Genomic DNA, 25,903 nt, shown 5'->3' with positions numbered 1-25,903 from the left:
TGGACCCGCTGGTGCCTAACCTTTCCTTCAAGCGTACGTGCCTTCGGCACGCCGCTTAAGTCAAACGTTAGGTCTCACGTGCTCGCTGATGTAGCTGTCCGCCTGGCAGCAGAATCTCACTCAACACAGATTGCGGAAATGTCGCGCGATTACGTCGAGCATGGTCTGGGCTGGAATTGGACGCGAAGCCGCATATCTCAGTCTCTGCGCGACAGGGACGTAAACGTAGCCGTGGTCGTCGCAGATGACAACGTCCTCGCATTTGGCATCATGCGCTACGGTGAGCGTCATGCCCACCTGGAGTTGCTCGCGGTTCGACCTCAATATCGGCGCAAAGGCTTGGCCAGCGCGATCATCACTTGGTTGGAATCCGTCGCGCGACTTTCGGGGGTGGAGAGAATCCTGGTTGAGTGTCGGAGAAACAACGACGCGGCTCGATCTCTCTACCTGGAGCACGCGTATCATGAAAGGCTTATCGAATTGGCCATGTACAGGCAGTCCGAGGATGGCATCATGTTGGAGAAGTGGTTGCGCGCACGTGCCGATGGGGGAAGTGAAACCTAACCAGCCAGTCAACACGGACGCCTTGCGGCGTCCTCTCGCAAGTCGCCGGTTACACGCACGTTAGGCGATACGGCTTGTAGAGGGAGATCGGTTTGAAAAATTGGTTGAATCGTTTGCTAGGTTTTTTGGGGATCGGACGAGCTATACAGGCGTTCCTATTCCTTGTTGTTGTGACTTGTATCGGTATCGCCTTGTTGGTAAAAGGCTAATGCGTTTTATGGGTCTAAGTAATTCAAGCGGGAGTACTGCAAATGCAGCGGCCTAACAATTCAGTCAACTCGGACGCACATGTAAATCTGAGCGCTACTCGCATCCGGTTCTTGTGCGCCGGTTGCCTTCAACGTTAGGCGTCATAGGCGAAATGTGGGCCGCTGTCGCTGTCATCGCGCTCCTGGTCGTGGCCTGTGCGCTCATCGCTGGCCGAATGGTTCAAGCTCGTGAGCGTGCTGCCAAAGCCAATGACACGTTCGCCCTCAGATTCGTGATGGTCGAAGACGATGGCTCCGCTCGAGCGCTTACAGCGGATGAAGTCGCCCACCTCAACACTGAGTTCTATCCTGTCGACGGGGCACGCCCATACATTAAGGCAAGCTATTCAGCGCTCACACCGGATGGTCGTATCGGCGGGTACCTCCTCCGTCGTAAGCTTCCGCCTACGGTCCTCGTCCAGCGTTCAACAGTGGGTGCCGGATGACGCCTAACCCTTCGTTGCACCCGACTCGCTACAGCGAGTTCCCGTCTTGCAAAGTTCGATCTGCTTTCTAGAGAGCAAAGCGTCATGGAACCATCCAAAGTAGCTCCCTGGGAATTCCTGCTAGCCCATATCTCACCAATAGCTGAGCGCGTGCTCGACCCTATTGAGGGTTTGAAGCAGCTAATGGCTGGAATACGGTCCTCGAACTACGATTTTGAAACGCCTGCAAGAGAGCATGTCGGTGATGCGTACGGCATTGAACAACTTCTTGGTCTGTACTGGAGCTACGACGAAGCGCTTGAACAGCCGTATGAATTCGTCTCTCACAACGAGTATGCGAAGTTCAACTTTGCAAAATTGAAGGAAGAAGCAGTGCTTGCATCTGTTAGCTGGGTACAACAATACTCGCCTAATGGTGCAGCATCACCAGCGCCCTAACCCTTCAATCGAGAGGACGTGCCCCGGAGCCGGGTCACGCCTCTCATCTCAAACGTTAGGCCTGGCCCGCGGCCGACGTGACACCAAGCGGAACGACTGCCACCCAAGGGTGCAGCCGGGCCGGGTTATGGGTAGCGATGGTCAAACACAACGGAATCGGCTGTTTAAGCTGCGCTCGTCCATATTGAGGAGGCGATCACCACACTGTCCGCCTAGAATCGTTTTGCGGGGTTTGATCCCATTTTTATCGACCTGAGCGAAACTCAAAATGGACAATAAGTCTTTGAATAACAAGCACTTGGCTGGCTTTTCGGCGGCCAGGTTATACCGCAGGCGCGATGTTATACCGCAGACTTTGCGGTATACATTACGTTATACGTCGTGAAGGCCACCATCCTATTCGCGTTGATCTCCGCAAGCGTGACCGCGTGCGTGTCTTTCAGCGGCAAGCCTGACGAGCGGCTCGATGGCGTGTGGGTATCCGATAGAGAAAGAACTCTGGCGAACATCGGTGCCAGTGATGTACCTGAAGAGCGTCTTCGGTTCCTGCGTGAGAATCTCGGCCAACTCCGGTACTGTTTCCGCGGAGACAAGACCGCAGCTTTCTTTCCTGGGACGTTAAAGCAAGATATCGAACTGGACACCTACTGGGCGACATCAGCGACGCCAACGTCAGTCGCTGTGAAAACTGGCCGCGGTGTCACCCGCACCCTTTATATGGGCTCGGATTGTTTTCGCCATGCAGTACCAGGATGGGGGTACGAAGAGTACTTCTGCCGGCGGCTTGGAATGGAGAACCCATGCGGATAGCAAGTCACCGCGCGACGTATAACCTATCATTCGAGCGGACCGCCTACGGCGGCCGCTCAATTTCACGTTAGATTGCGCGGAACCATGCACCTTCAACGAGACGTCTACTACCGAGCCCAGCACGTGACGGGGCCGAAAGCCGTGCTCGTCTCAATCAAGTTCGGTGTTTCGCCCGCCGCGGGGCCTCCCGTCGTGCGACGTGTTGCAATGGACCGGAGCGATTCGACAGTGAAGTTCGACCTGGAGAACTACACACAAGAGGTGCTAGCGGGAGTCGCACGTGCGAACGGTGAATTGAGCGGCTCTCTTCAGGTGGAACAAATTGAGATCGTGCCCGACGACTACCCCGGGAAGGGGCAGGTGGAACATGTGTCGTACCAAATTGCGAGCGCCGTCCTGCGTGGCGCAATCTAACATGTCAATCGACGCGGACCCACAACAGCAGGAGGCGGCTCCGCCGCAAGTGTTGGTGGTCCGGTCATTTTTACGTTAGACATGAAAAAATCTCTCATCATCCTTTCTGTCGCAGTACTGCCGTTCTTCGCGTCCGCGCAAGGCTCGTCCCGCGATCCCGTGCTACTGGGGCCGCCCAATTGCGAGGCGTGGCTTAGTGGTCCGACCGATCCGCAAAAGCAGTGGGTCCTGGGATTCATGAGCGGTCTTAATGCGCTCCACACGATTGCCGATCAATTGCCTGCCAATCCCATTGAGAGAGTTGGTTCTGCCGAGCAGATTTACACAAAAGTCTCGGAAGAATGTCGGCGGTTGGGCCTTCAGGCCAATGCCGCGATGGCGGGCGTGAACGTATTTTTACGCGCGATGCGTGAAGCGCTAACCAAGCCAGCTTGACTTCGCTTCATGTCTAACAGGTCAGTCAACACGGACATGCAGCAGCAAGAGGCCGCTTCGCGGCAGTTGCTGCGTGCCGGTTACCTCCAACGTTATGCCGCAGGACCGGTATCTTTGCCGTTTGAGGTCGTGCAATGAGCAATGACAAGGCGGACATTTATTGCCCGAAGTGCGAGTGGCGACCGGGTCCCTACGACGTCTGGGATTGCGTTCCCTCGTGCGGCACCACCTGGAACACCTTTTGGACGCGCGGCGTCTGTCCTGGCTGTGGCGTGAAGTGGCCCAGTACTCAATGCTATGGATGTGAGAAATTCTCTCCGCACGAGGCGTGGTACCACTACCGCGAGCCGACTGAGTCAACCAGCTACGAACACGAGGTTGACAAGCATGCGGCATAACGGGTTGTTCGACACGAACGCACAGATGCTTCCGTGCGCTTCGCGCACTTGCCTCATGTGCGCCGGTCAACGCCAATGTTAGGGCGCACATGAACCTACGGTCACTCGCAATAACATTGCTGCCCCTCTTCATCGCCGCTATGAGCTTCGCGTTCATGCCAAGTCTGTTCATGCCCAAGCGCTGGCTGGACATTGGACCTGGTCAGGAAYGTTCGGCCGTACATGCCGTCCTCGGAGTTCCAGATGCCAACTACTCAGAGAAGGGATTCGACGGTTGGCATAACCCATTCGGCATTGGAGCGTCGATTCTCATCGTTAGATACGACGAAAGCCTCTCTAGAGTCGTCTCAACCAAGGTCGAAACGAAATGGGGCACCGGGTACCGTGACTGGGTGCAGGAATACAAGCACCGCCTGAGCAATCAAACTTCTCCTGTTCATCGCTAGCGTCACCAGCACACGGGAAGCCCGGCAACAATGCGCCCCAACCCTTCCTTCAAGCGGACCCGCCTACGGCGGTCCGCTTAAGTCAAACGCTAGATGCCATGGAAACGCTGCTCCTCCTCGTACTCGCTATTTTTGGGGTTGGCTTTGCGGTTGGTGCATTCTTGAATCATCCCGACGAACTCCCATTGCACCGGCTTCGCAGGTTTCTATGGACCGGGTGGATTGGATGGACCATCCTCTGCGGTGCACTGCTGCACCTTGCGAACGAAAAGTTTTGTCCCCCCGGCGGTTGCATCGGAGTGGCCTTAGGATTTGCATGGTTCGGGCTGGCGTTCGCTTGGTTAGTTGGCGGGCTTTGCGCGACGGCTGGTATCTACACTGCCCGGAACTATCTGAGGAACCACTAGTGGCAATGGCATCAAACAAGCCGTTCGACACTGACGCCCGAGTGCTTCAATGCGCTCCGTGCACACGTCTCCCGCTCGCCGATCAACTCCAACGTTAGGCCGCACCATGAGAGTCATTGCGATTGTTTCGCTTCTTGTTCTGCCTGGTCCGATATTCCTGGTTTACTCGCAATTCATTGGCAACACGGGCTTTGAGTGGAAACACTTTTTGGCGAACTATGCTTGGTGCTCTGCCGTCTTGTATTGCTCCGCGTTGATTTTGATGGGAGCCCGTGCGAGCGTTACGCTATGGCTTGCTACTCTCGCCGCGGGGAATGCAGCTCTCATTGCATTCTGTGTTTGGATGGCCAGCCTCTTGGCGAGAGGCTACAGGGACACCGAAATCGCATGGGTGCTTCTTTTTCCAGTTCAGGCACTGGTCATTGCGCTCGCAGTGTTGGCCTATTGGATGGCGCATCGGAGCAAGGAGCGGCCTGGCCATGCTGCGTAACAGGCCGATCGAGACCGGCACACAACGCGGTGGCTCCGCGAGGCGATCGATTTTCGGCGCGGCTTATAGCGCCAAGCCTCTGTGTGCGGTTCACTTATCAACGTTGAGTGTCTTGACCATGCGTCTTTTTTGTATCTCAATTGCCATTGCACTATTTCAGGTCACATCCAGTCATGCCGCATGCTCTGACAAAGAAAGTTGGATGGTGGCAAAGTCATTGCGCCTAATCTCATCCAATGAACAAAACCCGAAAGAATCTTTTGAGGTAGAGGTACGCCACCTGGGTAACGCACAAATGTTTTCGCGCGTCATCCAGGGTGTCGCGGTCGCCGAGTCTTACCGGCTTTCTGGCGGGCGACACCTCTTTCACGGCCTTGATGAAAAAACGTTCAATCACCCTGATGGCTTTGACCCCAGGCAGTCATTTTTTCTGCCAGCAATGATTCTGGAAAAGTTTGGGTTTGCCGGATTGTGTGAGGTTTCAGGTGCGCAACACTTTCATGGTTCCATCGACCTGGGCGATTACTCGCCTCCTGGTATGCGTAGGCTGATGGTTGAGGGAACGGTGGCCCGTACCTCTGCTTCAGTTGTGACATTTTCACTTCGCCTGCTTGGTGACGCTGCTACGACCATCGACGGGTCGTTCGATTTTGTTCCCCCACCATTTCCAGCGGAGGCTCCGGTTCTTAATTGGTATTACCTCCTTCCCGGCGATCGTATGCTTTCCGCTAAACGTACAAATACCACTATGCCTACGCTGAGTGCTTTCGTTCAAGGTACGGAACAATAACTGTGCGCACAAAAAAGGTGCCTAATCCTGGTGGCCGTAGCCGTGACCGAGAACAACAAGCATGCGCCCACCGCCAGACGCATCGCCGGCAGTGTCAGGTTTGAGGGTTGATAGAGATGCTTAACCCGTCAATCAACACAGACTCACAACAGAAAAAAGGCCGCTCCACCGCTACTATTGTGGTTCGGTCACCTCTAACATTAGGCGTCTCATGGCATTGCTTTTAAAAATCATCACCGTACTGTTTGGCCTCGCATCGATCGCAGCGGGCGTGAAGAGTGTTCTGCGACGAGAAGCTAAATTCACGTGGAATGGAGATAGCGATGAGAAGCGTGTCGTTGAAGGGCTTCCGGCGATCCTCATCGGCCTGGGCGAGATCGCCATAGGCCTTTACATCATCTTCGCTCTACGCTTTCCCTTTGCGAGCTGAGATATTTACATCGGACCGATTCATCCAATAAGGAAAATTGGAGAAAGGCAGCGTAATCAAGTCTAATACCTAACGACTGCTATCGGCCAGAAGCGGACCTTCGAAATGACATCTCGCTTTTCTGTTGATTTCAACGAACTCATAGAACACGATCTCGTGATGCTGTCCCAAACTGATGACAGGGCCGACGTGACGGGTATATCCGTTGCTCTCGTGCAGGGGCTACTAATCGAAATTCAAGAGGAGAATCTATATAACGACGGCCTCCACGAAATACTCTTTGCCCGAGGAATTGTTGAGGCCAATACAACCGGCACCTGGTCACACGTTAAGTGGCTCTGCCGGATTGACGCCACAGGAATCACCAATTTAGTTGGCGATTGATATTCCAAATTACGTTAGATCACCACATGCCTATGCCTGTTACTCTCACCGTAAGGAGTTGGGATGCGTCTCGAGCATGGTTTCCGGGGATGGACCGCTATGTGAAAGAGATGCTCATGAAGCACCTCCAGTTGTCTTCACCGATGTCGCGCACGGAGGCCAAGGCAATCGTAAAGCGTACCCTTGCGAGGGAGCTCGTGCAAATTGAACTTGTCGATGGGCAGTACACTGATCCAATGCGCCACTGGCTTGAGTCCATTGGCGCTCAAGTTGAGGTGCTCGGCGGAGAAGGGAGTCTCAAATGACTATTCAGAACTCGATCCGACCTAACCTGTCAATCGACACGGATCCACAACGGAAAAAGGCTGCTTCGCCGCAAATGTTGTGGCCCGGTTATCTCCGACGTTATACAGTGCGCAACGCCGTGCTCATTCCCGCGATCGTCCTCTCGATCTCATTTCTGCTGTCGCATGCCTGGGCGAACAGCAGATCGCCCCCAGCGGGAACTGCGGGAGCGCGACTGGTGTTCGAAAAATCGACAGTTTCGATCTCAAATGAACAAAGTTCGGCGCTCGACCGTGCAACCGAGGAAATGGTGGCGAAGTGCGGGCCGGACTGGGCGGCAAAGTCTTGGGTACGCATCGAATACTCGGTTGCCCCTACGTCCCTTCCTAGGCGAGACTATCAACTCATTGGAACGCGGGCAGAGCGCGTTCGCGAGTACATGAAGCGGTTCAATCCTAGGCTCACGCGGGTGTTGATTGATATATCGGAGGGCCCATTTGACGACACTGCTGGTAGTAAGCTTGATCACTCGGTCGTTGTGTCCATGATGTGCAGCCTGTGAATGCCCTGCATAACATGTCAATCGACGCGGACCTACACCAGCAGGAGGCGGCTCCGCCGCTTATGTTGATGGTCCGGTCATCTCTACGTTAGAACTCAGCGATGCAACGCCAATTGCTCTTGATTCTTCCCGCCTTGGTTGGCGGCTTGGCTATGGCGTGGAGCATCTATCGATCCTATTTTCTCTTCGAGCTCAGTGCAGCGAGTCTTTTGTGGGCTGCTGTTTTGCTCGGTCCATATGTATTCGTTGCTGTGGTGGCATGGCGTTCGCGGCGAGGCTTAATCGCAGCGGCATTGGCCGTGTTTCCGGCCCTGCTATTGGCTGGCCCACCGTTCACGTGCCTTGCCCTCGAATTTAGCGAAGGGTGTCTGTACCTTCTGGTGTTGTCCCCGCTCTACCTGTGGATTGTCGTTGCCGCCGCTGCCTTGTTCGAACTCGGCAGTCGGCGCAGCGCCGCTTCGGAGGCTGCATGACGCAGATTTATTACCATTCACTCAACCCGGATGCCTTGCGGCCTCCGTCCGCTTCGTGGGCTCCTGGCGCAAGTCGCCGGGTACCTCTACGCTACCCGTCATGAAGGTCATAGTCACGCGGAACCCCGGCTGGTATGGCAAGTTTGTACCGATGGATATCCTTTGCAACGGCCGGCGCCTCGCGTACATTCGAGAGAAAGAAACCGTGCACGTTCAACTTGAGCAAGCTGATATACCAGCGAAGTTGGAACTGCGGATGCAGCAAATGGTTGGCAGCCCAACAATCGAGATATCTCGTCTGTCTTCCGATTTACACCTTGAATGCGGCGCGAACAACTGGACTCTATTGGATTTTTTTGACCTCTCCCTCCTGTCAGGTCTCAAGAACGAGGTCTTCTACTTCAGGAAGGTGGTGCCCGAGTGAACGTGTGTCACCATCAATGAGGCTTATTTTTGCGGCGAGTCGTCAATTCTCAGGCATCACATCGAGGCATTCCCACGATGATAGCTAACCACCAACAACAACAAGCTCCGACGCTCATGTTGGTAGCCCGGTCATCTCTACGTTAAGCGCCATGAAGATACTCACTGCCTTGCTCGTCAGCTCATTGCCGTTGCGGCTGCTTGCACAAACGACCGTTCCTGAAGAGCAGATTCCGACGTTGCTAAAACAGGCAAAGGTATTTACTGATGCCTACGAGCGTGCAGATGCTGAATCCTATCTAAGAATGACTCACTCTTCGATAGAGAAGTACAAGATCCCACGAGATCAGCTCATTCTGATAATTAGAGAAGCAATGCTGAGGCCCCGAGCGCTCGGTATCGTTCTTGAGAAGACGGAGCTCGCAAGGCCCAGTGCCTGCTACATTGCTTCAGTGGAAATTGTTTGTTTTCTCCCGCGCCGCATGACCGTGCGCATGAACGAAAAACGCGAAGTCATGAAAGGGTATCTGGTAGCGGCACGCGCCGTTGAGAACAACCGAGATTGGAGGTTCCTGGACTCAGATGCCTTCCATAAGCAAAGAAGTCGTCTGTGGGAGGTTTTCCCTGCGCTTCCAACCAACATCAAGACACCACCCATTGCAATCGAGTCCGCGCCGTGACGTACCCGCGAAGAATAGACCAACTCCTGGCCGACGACGAGGAAGAAGTCCCTGATGGTCACTTTATATTTAGCGGTATGTTTCCCTGTTCCACGCGCCGGTTGCTATGCCCGCAATTGACGTCCCGACCGGGATAACGCGTGCGATACCATGCCCTAAATAATGGGGATGAGCGTTATGCAAATTGTCGGAATCGTGTTGGCGATTGGTATTGGATTCGTGAGTTGGCCAGCAGCATTAGCACTGGGTGGATGGGGTTCTCCCCTGCGCGCACTTGATTCACTTTTACTCTGGACTCCCGTTGTTGGCGCAGCAGTACCAATCGCTTTACTCCTGTTTGTGAAAAGAGCAAGGGTGTCCGGGGCGTGGGTGGTGGCGCTGGCTCCGCTCCTCGGTGTGCTGAACGTACTTTGGAGTGTCGATTTCTATACGTCTTACCTTGGACCCAGTCTTCCTTCGTCGGACCCAATCCCATGGGTATTCATGGTTTATTCTGCAATGTGGCTGCTACCCTGGTTGTATGTGATCAATGCGCTGAGGAAGGAAACTTCCTCGTGAACGTTGCCGGTTTCGCATGCGAAACCATAGAAAACCGTCAAGGTCATCGCACTATCCTTAAAGCAACCAGCTCCTCAACCGAAGAAGCGTCCATCAGACGCTGCATAGCCTGCATGTACTTCGTCACCGGTTCGCCGGAATAGTGAATTGCGTAGCGTGATTCGCTGCGAACGTGCGTCTTTCCCACCATGGTGACCGGGTGCCCCATTAGTTCGGGCAGCGACCCTCTAACACGCTCGTTTCCGGCCTGGGTGCGCTTGATATGCTCTGCCCACTCCCATGCGACGATGTCCGCCGTTTCAAACAAACGAGCCTTAGATGCAGGCAGGAAGGCGGCCGAAGCCATTGCGTAGTAGTCCTGAAGAATCTTGCCAAACGGCTGATTAATGTGAGCCAGGAACTGCGCTGCGGAACCGTAGAATTCGTCGCCAGCCTCCATCCAGTAACTGATCTTCTGTCCCTGAACAGATTCGCCCATTGCGCCCATTGCCAGATGCAGGCAACAAGGATAAATCCCCCGATAGCCGTGATTGATCCAGTGATCTTCTGGGCGATCTGTTCTTGGTAGTTGTCTAACAATCTCTTCCACGTTGCAGGAAACGACCACAACCTTTGAAGCAAATTGGTTGATAAGCGAAATCGAGCCTCTGCAAAGACGGTCAGCCTCCTCTGGCGTTATCCCGGCAAATTCCTTTTTCCCGCCGTGTAAGTCGGCCATGTGCCCTTGTCGGTCGCCGTAGAGGTTGACCCACTTGCGCTCTGCCTTGACGGCCCTATCTAGGCCGAAAGCCACGCAAGCGACCGTGAAAACGTCGCCTTTTTTGCTCGCATCCACGTAGGCTCTCAGCATGGCAACCCATCCATCAGCTGATGGGACAGTCGCCGGGATGTCCTATTTTCCAAAATACACGGCGAGCAAAGCTATGACAGCGCTAATCATTGACACGACGATCGCGATATTTGCTCGGTCTACAGCCCTTTCGGCAGCGTGTGCCTGCCGTTCTGTCGCCGATGTATTTCGTTTCTGTAAGTTCAGGGTCTCTAGTCTCCTTGACTCCTCCTGCTCTTGGGTTCGTTCCTGTATCGTCTGGACGTCCTGGTTAAGCCATTCGACTACGAAGTTGCCCCCTCGATTGTCAAAGCCTCCTCTGCGATGTCTAGCGAGCATCTCGTTCCTGCCAAAGGCATCTACGAATTTTTGTACGTCCCCTAGTGATGCAAAGACGGCCATACTGAGCCTCCTGAATTGTTTGAGGCATCCTACTCCGTGCTGTGATCCTTGTGCTCTATCATGCTTTATGAGAAGGGACCGAGAGGAGAATCATGGTCAAGACCGTACCAATCATGTCAAAGGATGAGGAATGCTCTATGGCCTTCTTCGGATTGATTGAGTGGACCCATGGGGTTATTTTTCAGTCAAAGCGGATCGGGGACGCGGAGCAATTATTCAGAGGCCAATCACGTAGGCCCTCAGTGGCGGGAATGCTGTTGCAACAGGCAGTGCTTTGCGAACACCATTTTTTTGTAATTGCCGCGAATAAATTACTCGAATATTGCACTTGGGCAAGGAGCCTTGGTCTCTATAGCGGCGTTGACTTCTCGGTGATTGATCAATTTTCTAGGCAAGATATCCAGGATTTGCGCAACATGCGGGAACACGCCGTTGAGTATTTTCAAGGGGATGGACGCGCAAAAGATAGGTGGATGGTTGTGACACCACAGTATCGGGTTGATGCTAGTAGTAGTGTTGATTCCTTGCTTGGCGGTCGATTGGATCACCTTAAATTCGCTGCTGCGGCCGCGCAGCTTCTTCCTGAATTGCTGAAGGAGCTTGAGGCATATTTAGGCATGGGTCGACCGCCTACCTCTCAGAATTAGAAGAGCACTACGCTAGACCAACGCTGCGTTTCAAAAGGGAGGTAGGAAACCATGGGGAAAGTATTAAAGGCTAAGACGGTCTCGACACAGGTCGACTGGTTCGCGCGCGCTTCGCACATTTCTCAGGTTTTTCTACTGGTACTTGCTGGGGTCGGGTACTTCTACACGGTTTTACCCGTGTATCAAAAGGCCCTCYTGGATGAGGAAATCGCGCAAAAAACAATCCTGCTTAATGAGCGGGAAAAACGAGTTGCTGAACTAAATTTGGAAATTAGTAATCGACAACGGGAACTCGTCCAGAAAGATCGTCAAGTGTTAGCTGCCAAATTCGAAGCTCGTGAGAACTATATAAAGCTCAGGCAAGAGTACATAAACGCGGCTTTGACCGTACTGCGTAATTGCAACACGTCTTTTTTTATCAAGGATGAGATAAATGAATCTGGTTTTTCCAAATGTCCTGAGTTCGTTGAACAAAGTCTTGGATATATGTTTCGTTCGTTGAAACCACAAGATGTTCAGCTATTTATGTCGATCCTAAAAGAAAAGACTGCGGAGGCAGAGCCGGAATATCAACGAATAGTGTCTGAATACCGAACAAACATGGACGCTGCGAAAGTGAAAAAAGCAGAGGAGCTAGAAAAACAGCGGCAAGACTCTGAAGACAGCAGTGGTGTTAAAGCGTATCTCCGCACAAGGAGAATGATGATTGAGCGCAATAATCACCCAGCCCAGTCTGTGGCGATTGCGGCATTTCAAAAGCTTCTGAATAAAACAGTTACAGAGGTCAATACATCTTTTTTCTCAAGAGCGCCTACCTAGGAGCATGAGTTCGTTTTGCTATGCGTTCCCAGCCTCCCTTAATTGAGACTCAACGTCAGCTCGCGCAGCACATGATTGACAACGACGTTGAGTTTGTCGTCATTGGGGGGCATRCAGCACGCGCTAATGGACTTGAGCGTGAGACTTATGACCTTGATGTCGTCCTTAATCTCACTCCGATTACCGCACGCAAGCTCGCTACTTACTTCTCGACCATCATCAGAATGGTAGATGTCGAAAAGCTCATTGAAGGAATGATGGGAGAGGGAAACGGGCAGATTCCGTTCGATATCCAAGGCATTCACCACGGAGATTTGCTAACTAGGGCAAAAGGAATTCCGTTTTCAGAGATCATGTCCAGGCCTGTTGCCTTCGGCGACCAGGTGTTACCCGTTGCTATGCGACTGGATGTTATTCGGCTCAAAGAGCTCGTATTCGATTCGGACGATCCGCCGGCAGTGAAAAAGAAACATCAAGACGACATCGAAAGTCTAAAAAAACTGGAGCTTGAGAGCCCCCAGGATCGTTCGCAGGAGTGAGCTGATTTTCACCGACTCAAGCCAGGCTGCACGGACCGACGTCGTGGACATCGGCCGCATCGAGTGGCGAGTTATGGGGAATTTCTGTGATCACCCATGCATCAGGGCGTGCACTGCCGAGTACTAGCTTGCCAAGAGGCTAGTCTTTTGAATTGCCGAATGTTGACTTCGAAACTGAACAAGCACGGCAACGTTTCTGAGCATTTCGAACATCAAACAACAGATTCTGAAACTAGTAAGAACTCCCGGATACACGCTAGACAGCATTGCTTCGCCGTTGATATCGGTGTGTTTGGCTCGCCAACTCACTCCTCGCTGATGAAGGCATCCGGTCTACCCCAGCATGCAGCATGCGTATCGGGAATAAGCTCTAAAACTTCCATGAAAGGATTTTGCTATGCGCACTCTTTTCTCCACCGGTTTTGCACTAGCCCTATCTGCCTGTGCAGGAAGCCCTGCCCCGGCATCTGCGCCACCAAGCGGACCTTGCAACGCCGCACCAGCCCAATTTGCCGTGGGCCGCAATACCAACGCAGCACTTGAAGAAGAAGCCCGCACACGCGCCGGCACAAAAACCGTCCGGGTGCTCAAGCCTGGGCAGGTCGTGACGATGGAGTTCAATGCTGATCGGCTGAGCCTGACGGTGGATGCGGCCGGGCGCGTGACGCACGTCAGCTGCGGTTAAAAAAATAGGCTGACGCGGAGGTCGGCCAGCGTTTGCGGTTTTTGACTTCTTTTGTTTTCAAGTTTCTGCGGCCGCTTGCGCCCGGCCTTGCTGAGCAGACTACGTTCGATGGATTGCCAGGTTTGGCGGGCCGACATACCAACGTGAATGTTGTTGTTGCCTCCCCACGCAAGCCCTCGGTTTGCAGGATGCAAACGACCCCTTGCTGATATTCTTCCTTCGTTCGGCAGCCTCTGCTGGCCATCTGCTCCACTTATCAAAGGCTGCGAATGTCAATCAACAACTGGAATGCCTTCCTGAAGAAAGCTTGTGCGTTTGCCTTGCTGTTTAGCGGGTTTCTCACCGCTGCGGTGGCTGCTTCTGAAGCGGTATCAGCAGGTGGGCCAAGACCCGGGGAATTCAAAAAACTGKGCATTTACCCGTGGAGTTGCTATGGCGTTCAAGGTGACGTCTGCAAGGGCGAAGACTGGCCGGACCTCCCGACCAGTGCAGACCGCCTGAAACTGCTTTATTACCTGAACCCTCAGCTGAAAAGTTTTGGCCTGCTTGAGCATGCGCTCAAAGACCTGTCGGGCTCTGACAAAAACTTTTTGACGGGAGAGCCTTTGTCAAGTACGCCTTACTTTGCTTTCCACCAGATTTTTAAAGGGCCAGGCGCGGGGGAACATGAGCGCATGCAACTGGCGCAATGGAAAGCCGCGTTTCCGAATTCGCATTTTGTCGTCCTTGCGGAAGCTGCTTACCAGTATGCAGATGCATGGAACGCGCGGGGCGAGGGGTATGCCGGCACCGTTTCACCCGAATCGTGGAAGCTGTTCGACAGCAGACTTCGGGCTGCACAGAAGCTTCTCGACAGCGCGCCTGCGGCCGCGAAGAAGACGCCGCTTTGGCATGGCCTGGCCCTTGGTATTGCGCTGGACTCAAGGAACAAGAACAAAGTAGCGCCTGTGTTCAAGGCTGCCGTGACGCAATGGCCCCGTCAATTCGAGTTCTACACACATGCTGTGTCACGGTTGACGCCCAAATGGGGCGGCAGCTGGGAGATTGTGGAAGCTTTTATCGATCACTGGAGCAAGCAACAACAGGCTACCGAAGGGTTGTCGATGTATGCGCGTTTGTATATTAGCCTGGCAGGAACAGCTCTTCCGAGCGACACAAAAATGAAGTGGGAGAGGATGCGGACAAGCCTTGAAGACCTGGCCACACGCTACCCCGACCCTGCATTCAAAAACTACTTTGCTGCGTACGCCTGTTTCGCAAGGGACAAACTGGCATACACAAAAGCCATGAGCCAATTGCCAAAAGAGCAGCTTCTTCACGGCATATGGCTTGAGAGTCATTCGTACGATGTCTGCACGCTATGGGCTTCCAAATAGGGACATAACCGCATGCTGAAACTCATCGATTTGAAGAAGGCGTTGATTCTTTACAACTGGATCAGCCATCTGAAAAAGGGTTGCATTTTTACAGCGCTCGCGGCTGCTCTCGTCGGCCCGGCATCTGCCGCCTCAGGCGACGAAATGCCATGGCGTTGCTACACGCCCCCCGGAGGGCCACCATGCAACAACGACTATTGGCCCAACTATCAGACCGCCGCGTCAAACCTGAAGCTGCTGTACACAATGGAAAGCTTCAAGGCGCTGGAACGGGCACTAAAAGAGTTGATCGCATCGGGCAAGAATTTCCCCGCAGGCGAGCCCATGGCTACCGCTCCTTATATGGCGTTCAAGCTGGCAATGCCCGCACCAGGAACGTCGCCCCAGGAAGAAGAGCGAATCAAACGCTGGAAGGCCGTTGTTCCGAACTCTTACTTCGCCGTTTTTGCCGAGGCGCGTTACCAGTACGCCAGTGCGTGGGAAGCGCGCGGCACGAGCGGGCCGAACTCGATATCTCCCGAGGCTTGGGAGCTCTATGACAGCAGGCTTGCCGCCGCCCAGAAAATACTTGATAACGCCCCCACTGAGTTGAAAGCCACGCCGATGTGGGACATGCTGACACTCGACATCGCGCTGAACTCAAGAGAACCCAACGCCAATATTGAGGCGGCCTTGAGGAATGCGGTCAAGCGTTGGCCGCGGGACTTCTATCTTTATCGGAATACGCTGGACAGCATGGCCCAGGCGGAGGGCGGGAACTGGGAAGCCATTGACGCTTTTATCAATTACTGGAGCGAACAGCAAAAGGCCACGGAAGGTAGCTCAATGTATGCACGGCTTTATATTCACCGGACTCGAGCTTTGCTGCCCGGATCAAAAATGAACTGGCCGCGAATGAAAGCAAGTTTTGAAGACCTGATTGCGCGTTATCCGGATCCGTACTTTAAAAACGTCTATCCGAGCTATGCATGTGCCAAACGAGACAAGCCCGCGTTTGTGAAAGCCATGAAGCAATTGCCGAAGGAAGAACTGAACAGCAGCTATTGGTTGAGCGGAAAATCGTATGAAGCTTGCGCGAAATGGGCAGCCAGATAGGCCGAACACTCATACGACCCTGGATTTTCTGACGGAATCGTGCCGGAAGATACGGCTCGCGTAACCGGCTTAACGGCTATCACGACCCTTGCTGAGCTTGCTCTGCTGCTGAAGCTGCCGCTTGCGCTTGGCCTTGTTGAGGGACTCGGGCTCTGGCGGGCGGTTGCGCAATGCTTCGGCTTCGCGGGCCTGTGATTTTTCTTTGCGCTTTTTGTCGCGGAAGTGCACAAACAGCCGGCCCAACGCGAAGCTGACGGCGCAACTGATAACCAGAAAAACAACGGCGGATGTTTCCATAGATTTTGTAGAGGGATGTTGCGTTGACGTTGGCGTTGGGCGTTGACGTGGGTGCTAGTCGGCCAAGAACAATGTCTGCAGGTCGTTCAAAAAATCAAAGCCGCGCTCGGTGGGCTTGACGCGTACGAAGTCTCGCTCGATCAGGCCCTTGCGTTCGGCTTCTTCCAGGCCGCGCTGAATGGCGGTGACGGGCAGGCCGGTTTTTTCGGTGAAGTCTTGCAGCTTGAAGCCGTCGCGCAGGCGCAAGGCGTTGAGCATGAATTCGAACGGCAGGTCGGCGCGGCTGACTTCGGTTTCTTGCGTGACGGCTTCGCCGGCCAGGGCCTTTTCCATATAGAGCTTGGGCTCCCGGTAACGCACCTGGCGGACCACACGGTGTGCAAAGCTGAGCTTGCTGTGGGCGCCGGCGCCTATGCCGAGGTAGTCGCCAAACTGCCAGTAGTTGAGGTTGTGAAAGCAGCGGTGGCCGGGCTTGGCGTAGGCGGACACTTCATAGCGCTGCAACCCGGCGGCCTGCGTGATCTCGGTGATTTTGTCGAGCATGGCGTAGGCGGTGTCTTCCTCAGGCACCACGGGCGGAAATTTGGCGAAGTAGGTGTTGGGCTCGATGGTGAGGTGGTAAATCGAGATGTGGGGCGGCTGCAGTGCCAGCGCCTGTCGCATGTCCTGCTCCAGGCTTTGCATGGTCTGGCCTGGCAGCGCATACATGATGTCGAGGTTGAAGGTGTCGAAGGCTTGTGCGGCTTCTTCTACCGCGGCGATGGCCTGGGCGCGGTCGTGCACGCGGCCGAGGGCCTTGAGGTGCTTGTCGTCAAAGCTCTGCACGCCGACGGACAGGCGCGTGACGCCGGCGCTGCGAAAGGCCTTGAAGCGGTCTTTTTCAAAGGTGCCGGGGTTGGCTTCAAGGGTGATTTCGCAGTCGGCTTCGAGCCTGAGGCGTGCGCGGATGTCGGCAAGCAGACGGTCTATGGCCTGCGGTGAAAACAGGCTGGGTGTGCCGCCGCCAATGAAGATGCTGTGCACCATGCGGCCCCAAATCAGGGGCAGCGCTGCCTCCAGGTCGGCCACCACGGCGTCGATGTAGCGCTGCTCTGGCATTTCGCCGGCGACCTCGTGCGAATTGAAGTCGCAATAGGGGCATTTCTTGAGGCACCAGGGCAGGTGCACGTACAGCGACAGCGGCGGCAACGCGGCCAGCTGCAGCGTGCCGCTGCGCATGTAGTGCTGGATGTCTTGCTGGGCCATAGAAGGAAGAGTGGTTACAGCCAACGCTCACGCATGAGTTCGATCATTTGCCGTGCGGCCTTGCCGCGGTGGCTGTTGGCGTTTTTGACTTCAACGGGCAGCTGCGCGAAGGTTTGGCCGAACTCGGGGATGTACATCACCGGGTCAAAGCCGAAGCCGTTGCTGCCAACCGGTGCTGGTGCGATTTCTCCGGCCACGCGGCCCGAGGCAATCAGTGGCTCCGGGTCTTCAGCAGACCGAACCGCCACCAGGGTGCTGACCAGCGCGGCGCGGCGCTGGGCGGGCTGCGTCAGGCCGGCCATCTGCTCGAGCAAGGCTTTGACGTTGTTGTCGTCGCCCTTGGCATAGCCAAACTGCGTGGCGTAAAACGCGGTGTCTACGCCGGGCAGGCCACCAAAGGCATCCACGCACAAACCGGCGTCGTCGGCCAGCGCGGGCAGGCCACTGAGGCGCGACGCCTGGCGGGCTTTGGCAAGTGCGTTTTCCACAAAGGTGCGAAAGGGCTCGTCAGCCTCCGGCAGGCCCAGCTCGGCCTGGCTGACCAGCGTCAGGCCCAGGGGAAGGAACATGGCCCTGAGCTCGACGAGTTTGCCCTGGTTGTTCGACGCAAGTACGATTTTCATAAGCAAAAAATGGCTCTAGACCAATGCGGTCGGGCGCAAGCAGCTATTAATTTGATAGCGACTGTTTCTGCATGCCGACCAGCTCGACGATGCCTTTTTCGGCCAGAACCAGCAGCGCGTCCATTTCCTTGCGCGAGAACGCCGCACCTTCAGCGGTGCCCTGCACTTCCACGTAATTGCCGGCGCCGGTCATGACGACGTTCATGTCGGTGTCGCAGGCGAAGTCTTCGGTGTATTCCAGGTCCAGCAGGGGCGTGCCATGCACGATGCCGACCGAGATTGCGGCCACGTGGTCGATGATGGGCGTTTGCTGGAGCTTGCCGCTGGCGAGCAGGGTATTGACGGCGTCCTGCGCGGCCACAAAAGCGCCGGTGATGCTGGCGGTGCGGGTGCCGCCGTCAGCCTGGATCACGTCGCAATCGAGATGGATGGTGCGCTCGCCGAGTTTCTTCAAGTCAAACACCGACCGCATCGACCGGCCGATGAGGCGCTGGATTTCCTGGGTGCGGCCGCTTTGCTTGCCTCGGGCGGCTTCGCGGTCTCCGCGGGTATGCGTGGCGCGGGGCAGCATGCCGTATTCAGCCGTGACCCAGCCTTCGCCGCTGCCTTTTTTGTGGCCGGGCACTTTTTCTTCAACAGAGGCGGTGCACAGCACCTTGGTGCCGCCGAATTCGATCAGTACGGAGCCTTCGGCGTAGGCCGTGTAGTGGCGGGTGATGCGCACGGGACGCAGGGCATCGGCCGCACGTGCGCCGCTTCGTTCAAACTGACTCATGGTGGGTGGCTTTCTGGCAAGTCGCCGGACTGGGACTGAATGGCGGAATTGAAGGGAATGGAACTGGAATGGAGCGGGAACGGGAGAGGCAAGCGGCGCCGAAGGCGCAGCCACCGAAACGGCTAAGCCGGGGTATCAGGCTTTTCTTGCGGCCGAGCGGCGAATGGCTTCGTTGATTTCAGCGATGGAGCGTTCAATGGTCGCTTCGTCAAGGTCGTCCACCACGGTATCCAGCACGCCGGCCTGGATGGTCGAGGCGAAAACGCCGTCCATGATGCTGTCGGTAGACACCCCCCGGGTGGATTCGAAGGCGTCGGGCGTTTCCCACTCCATGGCCAGCACGGTGACGTTGTCGCTGTGTTCGCCGCCGGTACGCAAGGCATTTTCGACCAGGTCGGGGACGGCATCCGAAACCCCTTTGCCGGCCAGCTGGCGGACAATTTCCTCGTCGCTCAGGCTGCCCCAGAGACCGTCGGAGCAGAGCAGCAGCTTGTCGCCCTGCTGCAGGGTCACGGGCCCGGCAACGTCAAAAACAGGTTTTGTCGGAGAACCGAGGCAGGTGAACAGGATGTTGCGGTTGATGCGTTCGAGCTTGATGACGCCGGCGCTCTGCTGCTCCAGGTAGGAGTGGTCGCGGGTGCGTGTCAGCAGTTCGCCGTCTCGCACCACATACAGGCGTGAATCGCCGCAATGGACCCAAGTGGCCCCGGTGCCTTGCAAAATCGCCGCGACCAGCGTGGTGCGGGGCGTGTCGAGCATGCCTTTTTCGCTGGCGTAGCGAATGATCTGGTGGTGCGCCGCCATCAGCGCGGTGGAAAGAAATTCGGTGGTGTCTTCAATGACGGGACGCGCTTCTTTCTGGTACAGCGCGGAAATGGTCTGCAGCGCAAGCTGCGCCGCTACTTYGCCTTCAGGATGGCCTCCCATGCCGTCTGCCAGCACAAACAGGCCCGACTCTCGCGTGTAGCAATAGCCCATCCGGTCTTCGTTCTTCTCGCGCCCGCCTTTTCGGCTTACCTGAAAGACTGAGAATTTCATTTGAATTTAGTCGCGTAGCCAGTGGCCTTGCGCGCGGTTTTTTTTGTGTCAGACACCATGTTGTCAAACTGAAGGCGAACCTTTTCGCTGACGGTGAGTTTGGTGTAACGACGCTCACCTTCCCTGCTCAATTCTTTTTGTAATGCAAATACCGACTGCGGCCGTGACAAGGGGTCAAGGGACATGCACCACTCTACAACTTCAATCAGGTTGTCGGAATACACGCCTCGCAAACGGGACAGGGCAAGCGACAGACGATCTTTTTCAAGGCGCTGCGGCGCATCATTGGGGGGATAGCCCTGCATGGTGGCGTAAATGCAGGCGCCGATCGCGTAGATATCGGTCCAGGGACCCATGGAGGAGTCCCTGCGGTACATCTCGGGGGCAGCAAAGCCCGGGGTGTACATGGGGCGGATGAAGTTGCCTTCCTTGCTCAGCACCTCGCGGGCTGCGCCGAAGTCGATCATGACGGCACGGTTATCGTCGGTAATGAAGATGTTGGCGGGCTTGATGTCCAGGTGGAGCATCTTGTGCTGGTGCACGATGCGCAATCCCCGAAGGATTTCGTCGAAAAGCGAACGGATGGTCGACTCGCGGAAGACCTTCTGCTTTTTCAGCTCACGGGCCGTGATGATGAAATCCTGCAGGGTTCCGCCCTCCAGGTAGTTCATGACCATGTAAACGGTCTCGTTTTCACGGAAGAAATTCAGCACACTGACCACGGAGCCGTGTGAAATCTGGGCCAGCGAACGGCCTTCTTCGAAGAAACTTTTGAGTCCCAGCCGGTATAGCGAGAGCTTTTCGGCCTGGACCTGCGGAAGCAATTCCCCCGGGGCCCGGCCAGCCAGGGACGACGGCAGGTACTCCTTGATGGCGACCTGCTGGCCCTCGTTGTCGACGGCCAAGTAAACTACGCCAAAGCCACCGGCTGAAAGCTTTCGCACAACACGATAGCCACCAATCACGGTGTCGGGCGGCAATGGTGCGGGCTTGACCTTTGACATAATTTGGGATGAACCAGAATGACTTGGTCAGTCTGGGTCTTGTTCTCTCTCTAGTAAAGCATATTTTTAAATGTCAGTTTACAGCATGACGGGTTATGCAGCCGTGCAATCGAGCATGGCGCAATCCGCCCCGGAAACTGAATCGGGCGCGGATGCCAGCTCCCGTCTGGGCGTCGAAATACGCTCCGTCAACAGCCGGTTTCTTGATTTGGCGTTTCGCCTGCCCGACGAATTGAGGCAGGCCGAGCCCGCATTGCGCGAATTGCTCACCGGCAAGCTCAAGCGCGGCAAGGTGGAAGTGCGGGTTTCGCTGGAAAGTACCTCGGCCAGCACCCTGCGCGCGCCATCTTCGGCCACCTTGCAACGGCTCGGGTCGCTGGAGGACAGTATCAAATCCTGGCTGCCGCAGGCACCCGCACTCAGCGTGGCAGATATTCTGCGGATCGCCACCAATGAGGACAAAAAACCACATGACTACAGCGATGAGCTGCTCAAGCTGGCCAAAAAAGCCTTGAAAGAGCTGATGGCGGCCCGCGAACGCGAAGGCGCCCGGCTGGCCGACATGCTGCTTGACCGCACGGGACAGCTGCGCGCGCTGGCAGCGCTGGCGGTACCCATGGTGCCCAAACTGGTTGAGCAGCAGAAAACCCGCTTCCTGGAACGCTGGAAAGAAGCCATGGCGCTGTCGGACGGCGCCACGCTGCCGGAAGTTGCACAGGACCGGGCGCTGACAGAGGCCACAGCCTTTGCCATCCGCATTGACGTCGCGGAAGAAATCACCCGCCTCTCTTCGCACCTGGATGAAATTGACCGCCTTCTGGCAAACGGCGGGGAACTGGGCAAGCGCCTGGATTTCCTGATCCAGGAGCTGCACCGCGAAGCCAATACACTGGGCTCCAAATCGGCGTCCCTCGAGCTGACACGTATTTCTGTCGACATGAAAGTGCTGATAGAGCAGATCCGTGAGCAGGTCCAGAACGTCGAATAGCCCCGCCCCTAGCCTAAACACCGAAATCACCGCCCAGGACGCATGGACTACCCCGGAAACCTCTTTGTTGTAGCCGCCCCCAGCGGGGCCGGCAAATCCAGCCTGGTCAAGGCCCTTCTGGAACTGGATTCACGCATCCAGCCCGCGGTGTCGCACACCACACGCCCTCCACGCGGCCAGGAAAAGCACGGCAGGGAGTACTTTTTTCTCTCGCCCGAGGATTTTGACGGCATGGTGCTGCGTGACTCCTTCCTGGAATGGGCACATGTACACGGCCACCGCTACGGCACCTCGCGGCAGACCATTGAGGAGCGAATCGCCACCGGCGCCGACGTGATTCTGGAAATAGACTTTCAGGGTGCGATCAACATCAAACGGATTTTTGCCAATGCGGTGCTGATTTTCATACTCCCGCCAAGCTGGGAAGAGTTGCGCTCGCGCCTGCAGCGGCGTGGCGAAGACAGTGCCGAAGTCATCGAATTGCGGCTCAAAAACGCAGCCACCGAGATGGCCCAGGCCCGGGAATTCGACTTCGTTATAATTAACGAGTTATTTGAGCGGGCAGTTTTCGACCTGAAAACCATTGTGCATGCCCAAAGGCTCAAGTTTTCGGCCCAGCGGCGAGCCCGCGCCGAAACCTTCCAGGCCCTTCAAATTCCCTGATTTCACCCGCTTTCCCCGTTATCGATCACACCGGAGATCACCATGGCCCGCATTACCGTTGAAGACTGCCTCGAAAAAATCCCGAACCGCTTCCAGCTGGTTCTGGCTGCCACCTACCGTGCACGCATGCTCAGCCAGGGGCACGCCGCCAAGATTGAAAGCAAGAACAAGCCTGGCGTCACCGCTCTGCGCGAGATCGCAGAAGGCAAGATTGGCCTCGAAATGCTGAAAAAAGTGCCATCCTGAGTCAAATCTGGCACCGCAAAAAAGCACCGCAATGCGGTGCTTTTTTCATTTATGGCCTCATAAAGTCCATTTTTTTCATGATTTATTCATGCCGCGATACATTTAAGGCATGAGCGCCATGCTTTCGCCTGTTGTTTCCAGCAAGTCGACCCCCGCCGCCGCCAACGCAGCAGCGGCAAGCTTTGCTGCGCTCACGGCGAAACTCGACTACATGAGCGCTGCCGACATTGACAACGTCCGCCGCGCCTATCGCTTTGCCGATGAGGCCCATCTGGGCCAGCTGCGCAACAGCGGCGAACCCTATATCACCCACCCTATCGCCGTCGCACAACAATGCGCCGAGTGGAAGCTGGATGCACAGGCGCTCATGGCCGCCCTGCTGCATGACGCCATTGAAGACTGCGGCGTCACCAAGCCTGAACTGATCGAGCGTTTCGGCGCGCCGGTGGCTGAACTGGTGGACGGGCTGACCAAACTCGAAAAGCTGGAATTCAACACCCGGGAGGAAAACCAGGCTGAGTCTTTCCGCAAGATGCTGCTGGCCATGGCACGCGACGTGCGGGTCATCCTGATCAAGCTGGCTGACCGGACGCATAACATGCGCACGCTGGGCGATGTCCCGCGCGCCAAATGGACCCGAATCTCGCGCGAAACCCTGGACATTTACGCGCCCATCGCCCACCGCCTGGGCCTGAATACGACCTACCGGGAATTGCAGGACCTTTCCTTCCAGCACCTGCACCCCTGGCGCTACGCCACCTTGACCAAGGCGTTGCAGAAGGCCCGCGGCCGCCGGCGCGATGTGATCAAGCGGGTGCAGGGAGAGGTCGAATCGGCCTTTGTCAGCGCTCGCGTGCCGGTGTTGATCTCCGGGCGGGAAAAGACGCTGTATTCCATCTACCGCAAGATGGATGAAAAGCACCTTTCGTTTGCCCAGGTGACCGATCTCTATGGGTTTCGGGTGATCGTGAAAGACCTGACGGCCTGCTACACAGCCATGGGGGTGTTGCACCAGCTCTACAAACCCCTGCCCGGAAAGTTCAAGGACTACATCGCAATCCCGAAGATCAACGGTTACCAGTCACTGCACACCACACTGGTTGGCCCCTTCGGTACCAACATCGAGTTCCAGATGCGCACCGAAGCCATGCACGTGGTGGCGGAATCCGGGGTCGCGGCGCACTGGCTTTACAAGGCCACCGACCCAGACGGCGACGCTTCGCAGCGACTGGGGACACAGTGGCTGCAATCGCTGCTCGACATCCAGCAGGAAACACGCGATGCGGCCGAGTTCTGGGACCACGTCAAGATTGACCTGTTTCCCGAGGCGGTCTATGTGTTCACGCCGAAAAGCCAGATCATGGCCATGCCGCGTGGCGCGACCATCGTGGACTTTGCTTACGCCATTCACAGTGACGTGGGGCACCGCGCCGTGGCGGCCAAAGTCAACGGCGAACAGGTGCCGCTTCGGTCCGAGCTGCATAACGGCGACGTGATCGAAATCATCACGGCCTCGGTCTCCAGCCCCAACCCCGGCTGGCTGGGATTTGTACGCACGGGGAAAGCCCGCTCCAAAATACGCCACCACCTGAAAACCATGGCGCTGTCCGAGTCGCAAGACCTGGGCGAAAAAATGCTCGCACAGGCGCTGCGTGCCGAGGGCATCGAACGCGAGCGCCTCCCCGACGACGATGAAGCCCACCACGCCACTTGGGAAAAGATCCTGCGCTTTACCGGCAACCGGTCACGTGCCGATCTGCTGACCGATATCGGACTGGGCAAACGGATCGCCAGCATGGTGGCCAAACGCATCGTCACCCTGCTTGCCGAAACCGGTGAAAAACCCAATGCCCTGCTCATGAGCCGTGAGCGCTACACCGCCCATGAGTCAGTGTCGCAAGGTGCGCTGGTAATCGATGGAAGTGAAGGCGCCTCCGTGCAGTTTGCCCCCTGTTGCCGCCCGATTCCTGGCGACGGCATCGTGGGCTACCTGGGCCGCGGTGAAGGTCTGGTGATACATACTGATGACTGCGCTGTCGCCAAGCGACTGCAGCACCGTGACAGCGAGCGTTTTATCGCCGTGGACTGGTCCGACGAGCCTGTGCGGACGTTTGAAACAAACCTCCTGGTCACCGTCTCCAACGGAAAGGGGGTTTTGGCGCGTGTTGCCGCTGCATTGGCCAGCGCCGAAGCGGACATTACCCATGTCGACATGGGGCAAGAGCCTTCGCATGACGCCACGGACCTGCGCTTCGGCGTGGCAGTGCGCGACCGCATCCACCTGGCTTCCGCCTTGCGCAGCGTGAAACGCACACCCTCCGTGCTGCGGGTGCAACGCGCCAAGTCGTCCGGTTAATCTGCAGCCGATTTGTCCGGCGCCGGGTAGTTCACTTTCAGCACTTCAAGCGTCTGCACGCCTTGCGGGGTCACGAGACTCACCTCGTCGCCGACACGCGATTTAAGTAATGCCCTGGCGACGGGAGATATCCAGCTGATTTGCCCGAGGGCACTGTTGGCTTCATCAATGCCAAGAATGGTCACGACCCGCTCGACTCCTTCGCCGTCGGCATAGCTCACTGTCGCGCCGAAAAACACCTGGTCGCGACCGTGATGCACCGACGGGTTGCTGACTTCCGCAATTTCCAGTCGTTGCGTCAGAAACCGGATACGCCGGTCAATTTCCCGCAACCGCTTTTTGCCGTAGTGGTAGTCGCCGTTTTCGGAGCGGTCTCCATTGCTGGCAGCCCAATGAACGATTTCCACCATTTTGGGACGTTCGCTGTCGATCAGGTCCAGAAGTTCGCTGCGCAGATGCTCATAGCCCTGCGGCGTGATGTAGTTTTTTCCACCTGCAGGCAGGGGCGCGAGCGTCGGCTCGTCGTCCTCCGGCTCGGTTTCTTTAGTAAACGCTTTGTTCATGCTCCGGCCACCATAGCATTCATGGCTGCCGG

The 25,903-nt window shown here is 56.1% G+C and carries 31 protein-coding genes; 23 read left to right on the top strand and 8 right to left on the bottom strand.

Translation table 11 applies throughout. The features are described 5' to 3' along the window. Positions 1-138 precede the first annotated feature (138 nt). The 13 genes from AC1DYQ_RS22070 (at position 139) to AC1DYQ_RS22010 (ending at position 9,681) form a co-directional block, all read left to right on the top strand. Positions 139-564, top strand: coding sequence for a GNAT family N-acetyltransferase (locus AC1DYQ_RS22070; RefSeq protein ID WP_477688597.1), 426 nt, complete (start codon positions 139-141; stop codon positions 562-564). A gap of 778 nt (positions 565-1,342) precedes the next feature. Next, entirely contained in the window at positions 1,343-1,696 is a 354-nt protein-coding gene (locus tag AC1DYQ_RS22065) for a hypothetical protein (RefSeq protein WP_477688596.1), read from the top strand. 933 nt (positions 1,697-2,629) lie between these two features. Next, positions 2,630-2,920: a hypothetical protein gene (locus AC1DYQ_RS22060; protein ID WP_477688595.1), complete on the top strand. Its 291-nt coding sequence runs from the start codon at positions 2,630-2,632 to the stop codon at positions 2,918-2,920. A gap of 81 nt (positions 2,921-3,001) precedes the next feature. Next, the gene (locus tag AC1DYQ_RS22055) at positions 3,002-3,355 is read left to right on the top strand and encodes a hypothetical protein (RefSeq protein ID WP_477688594.1); all 354 of its coding nucleotides are present in this window, start codon (positions 3,002-3,004) and stop codon (positions 3,353-3,355) included. A 1,853-nt stretch (positions 3,356-5,208) separates the two neighbouring features. Then, positions 5,209-5,886 carry a hypothetical protein gene (locus tag AC1DYQ_RS22050; protein WP_477688593.1) on the top strand — a complete coding sequence of 226 codons (678 nt, stop codon included), beginning with the start codon at positions 5,209-5,211 and terminating at the stop codon, positions 5,884-5,886. Positions 5,887-6,097: 211 nt separating this feature from the next. Continuing rightward, positions 6,098-6,316, top strand: coding sequence for a hypothetical protein (locus tag AC1DYQ_RS22045; protein WP_477688592.1), 219 nt, complete (start codon positions 6,098-6,100; stop codon positions 6,314-6,316). Positions 6,317-6,421: 105 nt separating this feature from the next. After that, on the top strand, positions 6,422-6,700 hold the full coding sequence (locus AC1DYQ_RS22040) for a hypothetical protein (protein ID WP_477688591.1): 279 nt from the start codon (positions 6,422-6,424) through the stop codon (positions 6,698-6,700). A 116-nt stretch (positions 6,701-6,816) separates the two neighbouring features. Beyond that, on the top strand, positions 6,817-7,005 hold the full coding sequence (locus tag AC1DYQ_RS22035; protein WP_477688590.1) for a hypothetical protein: 189 nt from the start codon (positions 6,817-6,819) through the stop codon (positions 7,003-7,005). Further along, positions 7,002-7,547, top strand: coding sequence for a hypothetical protein (locus AC1DYQ_RS22030; protein ID WP_477688589.1), 546 nt, complete (start codon positions 7,002-7,004; stop codon positions 7,545-7,547). Before AC1DYQ_RS22035 ends, AC1DYQ_RS22030 begins: the two co-directional genes overlap by 4 nt. Before the next feature lie 101 nt (positions 7,548-7,648). Next, positions 7,649-8,020: a hypothetical protein gene (locus tag AC1DYQ_RS22025; protein ID WP_477688588.1), complete on the top strand. Its 372-nt coding sequence runs from the start codon at positions 7,649-7,651 to the stop codon at positions 8,018-8,020. A 100-nt stretch (positions 8,021-8,120) separates the two neighbouring features. Continuing rightward, complete coding sequence (locus tag AC1DYQ_RS22020) at positions 8,121-8,444, top strand: hypothetical protein (RefSeq protein WP_477688587.1); 324 nt, start codon at positions 8,121-8,123, stop codon at positions 8,442-8,444. Positions 8,445-8,595: 151 nt separating this feature from the next. Further along, positions 8,596-9,123 carry a hypothetical protein gene (locus AC1DYQ_RS22015; protein ID WP_477688586.1) on the top strand — a complete coding sequence of 176 codons (528 nt, stop codon included), beginning with the start codon at positions 8,596-8,598 and terminating at the stop codon, positions 9,121-9,123. 168 nt (positions 9,124-9,291) lie between these two features. Beyond that, complete coding sequence (locus AC1DYQ_RS22010; protein WP_477688585.1) at positions 9,292-9,681, top strand: hypothetical protein; 390 nt, start codon at positions 9,292-9,294, stop codon at positions 9,679-9,681. Positions 9,682-9,724: 43 nt separating this feature from the next. Here AC1DYQ_RS22010 and AC1DYQ_RS22005 read toward each other — a convergent pair whose 3' ends face one another. Beyond that, entirely contained in the window at positions 9,725-10,531 is an 807-nt protein-coding gene (locus tag AC1DYQ_RS22005; RefSeq protein WP_477688584.1) for a hypothetical protein, read from the bottom strand. A 473-nt stretch (positions 10,532-11,004) separates the two neighbouring features. Between AC1DYQ_RS22005 and AC1DYQ_RS22000 the strand changes: the two genes are divergently transcribed. The 6 genes from AC1DYQ_RS22000 (at position 11,005) to AC1DYQ_RS21975 (ending at position 16,073) form a co-directional block, all read left to right on the top strand. After that, positions 11,005-11,559, top strand: a complete 555-nt coding sequence (locus tag AC1DYQ_RS22000; RefSeq protein WP_477688583.1) for a hypothetical protein — start codon at positions 11,005-11,007, stop codon at positions 11,557-11,559. 51 nt (positions 11,560-11,610) lie between these two features. Further along, positions 11,611-12,378, top strand: coding sequence for a hypothetical protein (locus AC1DYQ_RS21995; RefSeq protein WP_477688582.1), 768 nt, complete (start codon positions 11,611-11,613; stop codon positions 12,376-12,378). A 71-nt stretch (positions 12,379-12,449) separates the two neighbouring features. Continuing rightward, positions 12,450-12,917 (top strand): hypothetical protein, encoded by a 468-nt coding sequence (locus AC1DYQ_RS21990; RefSeq protein ID WP_477688581.1) that lies wholly within the window; start codon positions 12,450-12,452, stop codon positions 12,915-12,917. Positions 12,918-13,314: 397 nt separating this feature from the next. Then, the gene (locus AC1DYQ_RS21985; protein ID WP_477688580.1) at positions 13,315-13,602 is read left to right on the top strand and encodes an I78 family peptidase inhibitor; all 288 of its coding nucleotides are present in this window, start codon (positions 13,315-13,317) and stop codon (positions 13,600-13,602) included. A 269-nt stretch (positions 13,603-13,871) separates the two neighbouring features. After that, positions 13,872-14,978, top strand: coding sequence for a DUF4034 domain-containing protein (locus tag AC1DYQ_RS21980; RefSeq protein WP_477688579.1), 1,107 nt, complete (start codon positions 13,872-13,874; stop codon positions 14,976-14,978). Positions 14,979-14,990: 12 nt separating this feature from the next. Continuing rightward, positions 14,991-16,073 (top strand): hypothetical protein, encoded by a 1,083-nt coding sequence (locus AC1DYQ_RS21975; RefSeq protein WP_477688578.1) that lies wholly within the window; start codon positions 14,991-14,993, stop codon positions 16,071-16,073. A 69-nt stretch (positions 16,074-16,142) separates the two neighbouring features. Here AC1DYQ_RS21975 and AC1DYQ_RS21970 read toward each other — a convergent pair whose 3' ends face one another. The 6 genes from AC1DYQ_RS21970 to AC1DYQ_RS21945 all read right to left on the bottom strand — a co-directional run bounded on the left by AC1DYQ_RS21970 (position 16,143) and on the right by AC1DYQ_RS21945 (position 21,055). Further along, positions 16,143-16,370: a hypothetical protein gene (locus tag AC1DYQ_RS21970; protein ID WP_477688577.1), complete on the bottom strand. Its 228-nt coding sequence runs from the start codon at positions 16,368-16,370 to the stop codon at positions 16,143-16,145. 54 nt (positions 16,371-16,424) lie between these two features. After that, positions 16,425-17,615 carry a radical SAM family heme chaperone HemW gene (gene hemW, locus AC1DYQ_RS21965; RefSeq protein WP_477688576.1) on the bottom strand — a complete coding sequence of 397 codons (1,191 nt, stop codon included), beginning with the start codon at positions 17,613-17,615 and terminating at the stop codon, positions 16,425-16,427. A 14-nt stretch (positions 17,616-17,629) separates the two neighbouring features. After that, the gene (locus tag AC1DYQ_RS21960; RefSeq protein ID WP_477688575.1) at positions 17,630-18,238 is read right to left on the bottom strand and encodes a non-canonical purine NTP pyrophosphatase; all 609 of its coding nucleotides are present in this window, start codon (positions 18,236-18,238) and stop codon (positions 17,630-17,632) included. 46 nt (positions 18,239-18,284) lie between these two features. Next, a complete protein-coding gene (gene rph, locus AC1DYQ_RS21955; protein ID WP_477688574.1) occupies positions 18,285-19,013 on the bottom strand; it encodes a ribonuclease PH in 729 nt (242 codons plus the stop codon). A gap of 135 nt (positions 19,014-19,148) precedes the next feature. Beyond that, positions 19,149-20,051 (bottom strand): PP2C family protein-serine/threonine phosphatase, encoded by a 903-nt coding sequence (locus tag AC1DYQ_RS21950; protein ID WP_477688573.1) that lies wholly within the window; start codon positions 20,049-20,051, stop codon positions 19,149-19,151. Then, positions 20,048-21,055: a serine/threonine protein kinase gene (locus AC1DYQ_RS21945; RefSeq protein WP_457282180.1), complete on the bottom strand. Its 1,008-nt coding sequence runs from the start codon at positions 21,053-21,055 to the stop codon at positions 20,048-20,050. The genes AC1DYQ_RS21950 and AC1DYQ_RS21945 overlap by 4 nt, the downstream gene beginning before the upstream one ends. Positions 21,056-21,125: 70 nt before the next feature. Here AC1DYQ_RS21945 and AC1DYQ_RS21940 point away from each other — a divergent pair, with 70 nt between their 5' ends. The 4 genes from AC1DYQ_RS21940 (at position 21,126) to AC1DYQ_RS21925 (ending at position 25,308) form a co-directional block, all read left to right on the top strand. Beyond that, on the top strand, positions 21,126-22,043 hold the full coding sequence (locus tag AC1DYQ_RS21940) for a YicC/YloC family endoribonuclease (protein WP_457282181.1): 918 nt from the start codon (positions 21,126-21,128) through the stop codon (positions 22,041-22,043). 42 nt (positions 22,044-22,085) lie between these two features. Then, a complete protein-coding gene (gene gmk / locus AC1DYQ_RS21935; RefSeq protein ID WP_477651217.1) occupies positions 22,086-22,706 on the top strand; it encodes a guanylate kinase in 621 nt (206 codons plus the stop codon). A 42-nt stretch (positions 22,707-22,748) separates the two neighbouring features. Continuing rightward, the gene (rpoZ, locus tag AC1DYQ_RS21930) at positions 22,749-22,952 is read left to right on the top strand and encodes a DNA-directed RNA polymerase subunit omega (protein WP_011482283.1); all 204 of its coding nucleotides are present in this window, start codon (positions 22,749-22,751) and stop codon (positions 22,950-22,952) included. Positions 22,953-23,061: 109 nt separating this feature from the next. After that, a complete protein-coding gene (locus AC1DYQ_RS21925; RefSeq protein WP_477688572.1) occupies positions 23,062-25,308 on the top strand; it encodes a RelA/SpoT family protein in 2,247 nt (748 codons plus the stop codon). Here AC1DYQ_RS21925 and greB read toward each other — a convergent pair. Beyond that, complete coding sequence (gene greB, locus AC1DYQ_RS21920) at positions 25,305-25,871, bottom strand: transcription elongation factor GreB (RefSeq protein WP_477688571.1); 567 nt, start codon at positions 25,869-25,871, stop codon at positions 25,305-25,307. The two genes, AC1DYQ_RS21925 and greB, sit on opposite strands and share 4 nt — an antisense overlap. Positions 25,872-25,903 lie beyond the last annotated feature (32 nt).

It is taken from the genome of Polaromonas sp. P1_F4 (assembly GCF_056405675.1).
Note: the sequence above shows the minus strand (reverse complement) of the source record. Positions and strands in the feature narration are given on the sequence as shown.

Excerpts from the sequence above, each read along its gene's own strand:
- AC1DYQ_RS22070 (WP_477688597.1), top strand. The coding sequence starts at position 139 with ATGTCGCGCGATTACGTCGAGCATGGTCTGGGCTGGAATTGGACGCGA.
- AC1DYQ_RS22065 (WP_477688596.1), top strand. The coding sequence starts at position 1,343 with ATGGAACCATCCAAAGTAGCTCCCTGGGAATTCCTGCTAGCCCATATC.
- AC1DYQ_RS22055 (WP_477688594.1), top strand. The coding sequence starts at position 3,002 with ATGAAAAAATCTCTCATCATCCTTTCTGTCGCAGTACTGCCGTTCTTC.
- AC1DYQ_RS22045 (WP_477688592.1), top strand. The coding sequence starts at position 6,098 with ATGGCATTGCTTTTAAAAATCATCACCGTACTGTTTGGCCTCGCATCG.
- AC1DYQ_RS22040 (WP_477688591.1), top strand. The coding sequence starts at position 6,422 with ATGACATCTCGCTTTTCTGTTGATTTCAACGAACTCATAGAACACGAT.
- AC1DYQ_RS22035 (WP_477688590.1), top strand. The coding sequence starts at position 6,817 with ATGAAGCACCTCCAGTTGTCTTCACCGATGTCGCGCACGGAGGCCAAG.
- AC1DYQ_RS22030 (WP_477688589.1), top strand. The coding sequence starts at position 7,002 with ATGACTATTCAGAACTCGATCCGACCTAACCTGTCAATCGACACGGAT.
- AC1DYQ_RS22025 (WP_477688588.1), top strand. The coding sequence starts at position 7,649 with ATGCAACGCCAATTGCTCTTGATTCTTCCCGCCTTGGTTGGCGGCTTG.
- AC1DYQ_RS22020 (WP_477688587.1), top strand. The coding sequence starts at position 8,121 with ATGAAGGTCATAGTCACGCGGAACCCCGGCTGGTATGGCAAGTTTGTA.
- AC1DYQ_RS22015 (WP_477688586.1), top strand. The coding sequence starts at position 8,596 with ATGAAGATACTCACTGCCTTGCTCGTCAGCTCATTGCCGTTGCGGCTG.
- AC1DYQ_RS22010 (WP_477688585.1), top strand. The coding sequence starts at position 9,292 with ATGAGCGTTATGCAAATTGTCGGAATCGTGTTGGCGATTGGTATTGGA.
- AC1DYQ_RS22005 (WP_477688584.1), bottom strand. The coding sequence starts at position 10,531 with ATGCTGAGAGCCTACGTGGATGCGAGCAAAAAAGGCGACGTTTTCACG.
- AC1DYQ_RS22000 (WP_477688583.1), top strand. The coding sequence starts at position 11,005 with ATGGTCAAGACCGTACCAATCATGTCAAAGGATGAGGAATGCTCTATG.
- AC1DYQ_RS21985 (WP_477688580.1), top strand. The coding sequence starts at position 13,315 with ATGCGCACTCTTTTCTCCACCGGTTTTGCACTAGCCCTATCTGCCTGT.
- AC1DYQ_RS21975 (WP_477688578.1), top strand. The coding sequence starts at position 14,991 with ATGCTGAAACTCATCGATTTGAAGAAGGCGTTGATTCTTTACAACTGG.
- AC1DYQ_RS21970 (WP_477688577.1), bottom strand. The coding sequence starts at position 16,370 with ATGGAAACATCCGCCGTTGTTTTTCTGGTTATCAGTTGCGCCGTCAGC.
- hemW (WP_477688576.1), bottom strand. The coding sequence starts at position 17,615 with ATGGCCCAGCAAGACATCCAGCACTACATGCGCAGCGGCACGCTGCAG.
- AC1DYQ_RS21960 (WP_477688575.1), bottom strand. The coding sequence starts at position 18,238 with ATGAAAATCGTACTTGCGTCGAACAACCAGGGCAAACTCGTCGAGCTC.
- rph (WP_477688574.1), bottom strand. The coding sequence starts at position 19,013 with ATGAGTCAGTTTGAACGAAGCGGCGCACGTGCGGCCGATGCCCTGCGT.
- AC1DYQ_RS21945 (WP_457282180.1), bottom strand. The coding sequence starts at position 21,055 with ATGTCAAAGGTCAAGCCCGCACCATTGCCGCCCGACACCGTGATTGGT.
- AC1DYQ_RS21940 (WP_457282181.1), top strand. The coding sequence starts at position 21,126 with ATGTCAGTTTACAGCATGACGGGTTATGCAGCCGTGCAATCGAGCATG.
- gmk (WP_477651217.1), top strand. The coding sequence starts at position 22,086 with ATGGACTACCCCGGAAACCTCTTTGTTGTAGCCGCCCCCAGCGGGGCC.
- rpoZ (WP_011482283.1), top strand. The coding sequence starts at position 22,749 with ATGGCCCGCATTACCGTTGAAGACTGCCTCGAAAAAATCCCGAACCGC.
- AC1DYQ_RS21925 (WP_477688572.1), top strand. The coding sequence starts at position 23,062 with ATGAGCGCCATGCTTTCGCCTGTTGTTTCCAGCAAGTCGACCCCCGCC.
- greB (WP_477688571.1), bottom strand. The coding sequence starts at position 25,871 with ATGAACAAAGCGTTTACTAAAGAAACCGAGCCGGAGGACGACGAGCCG.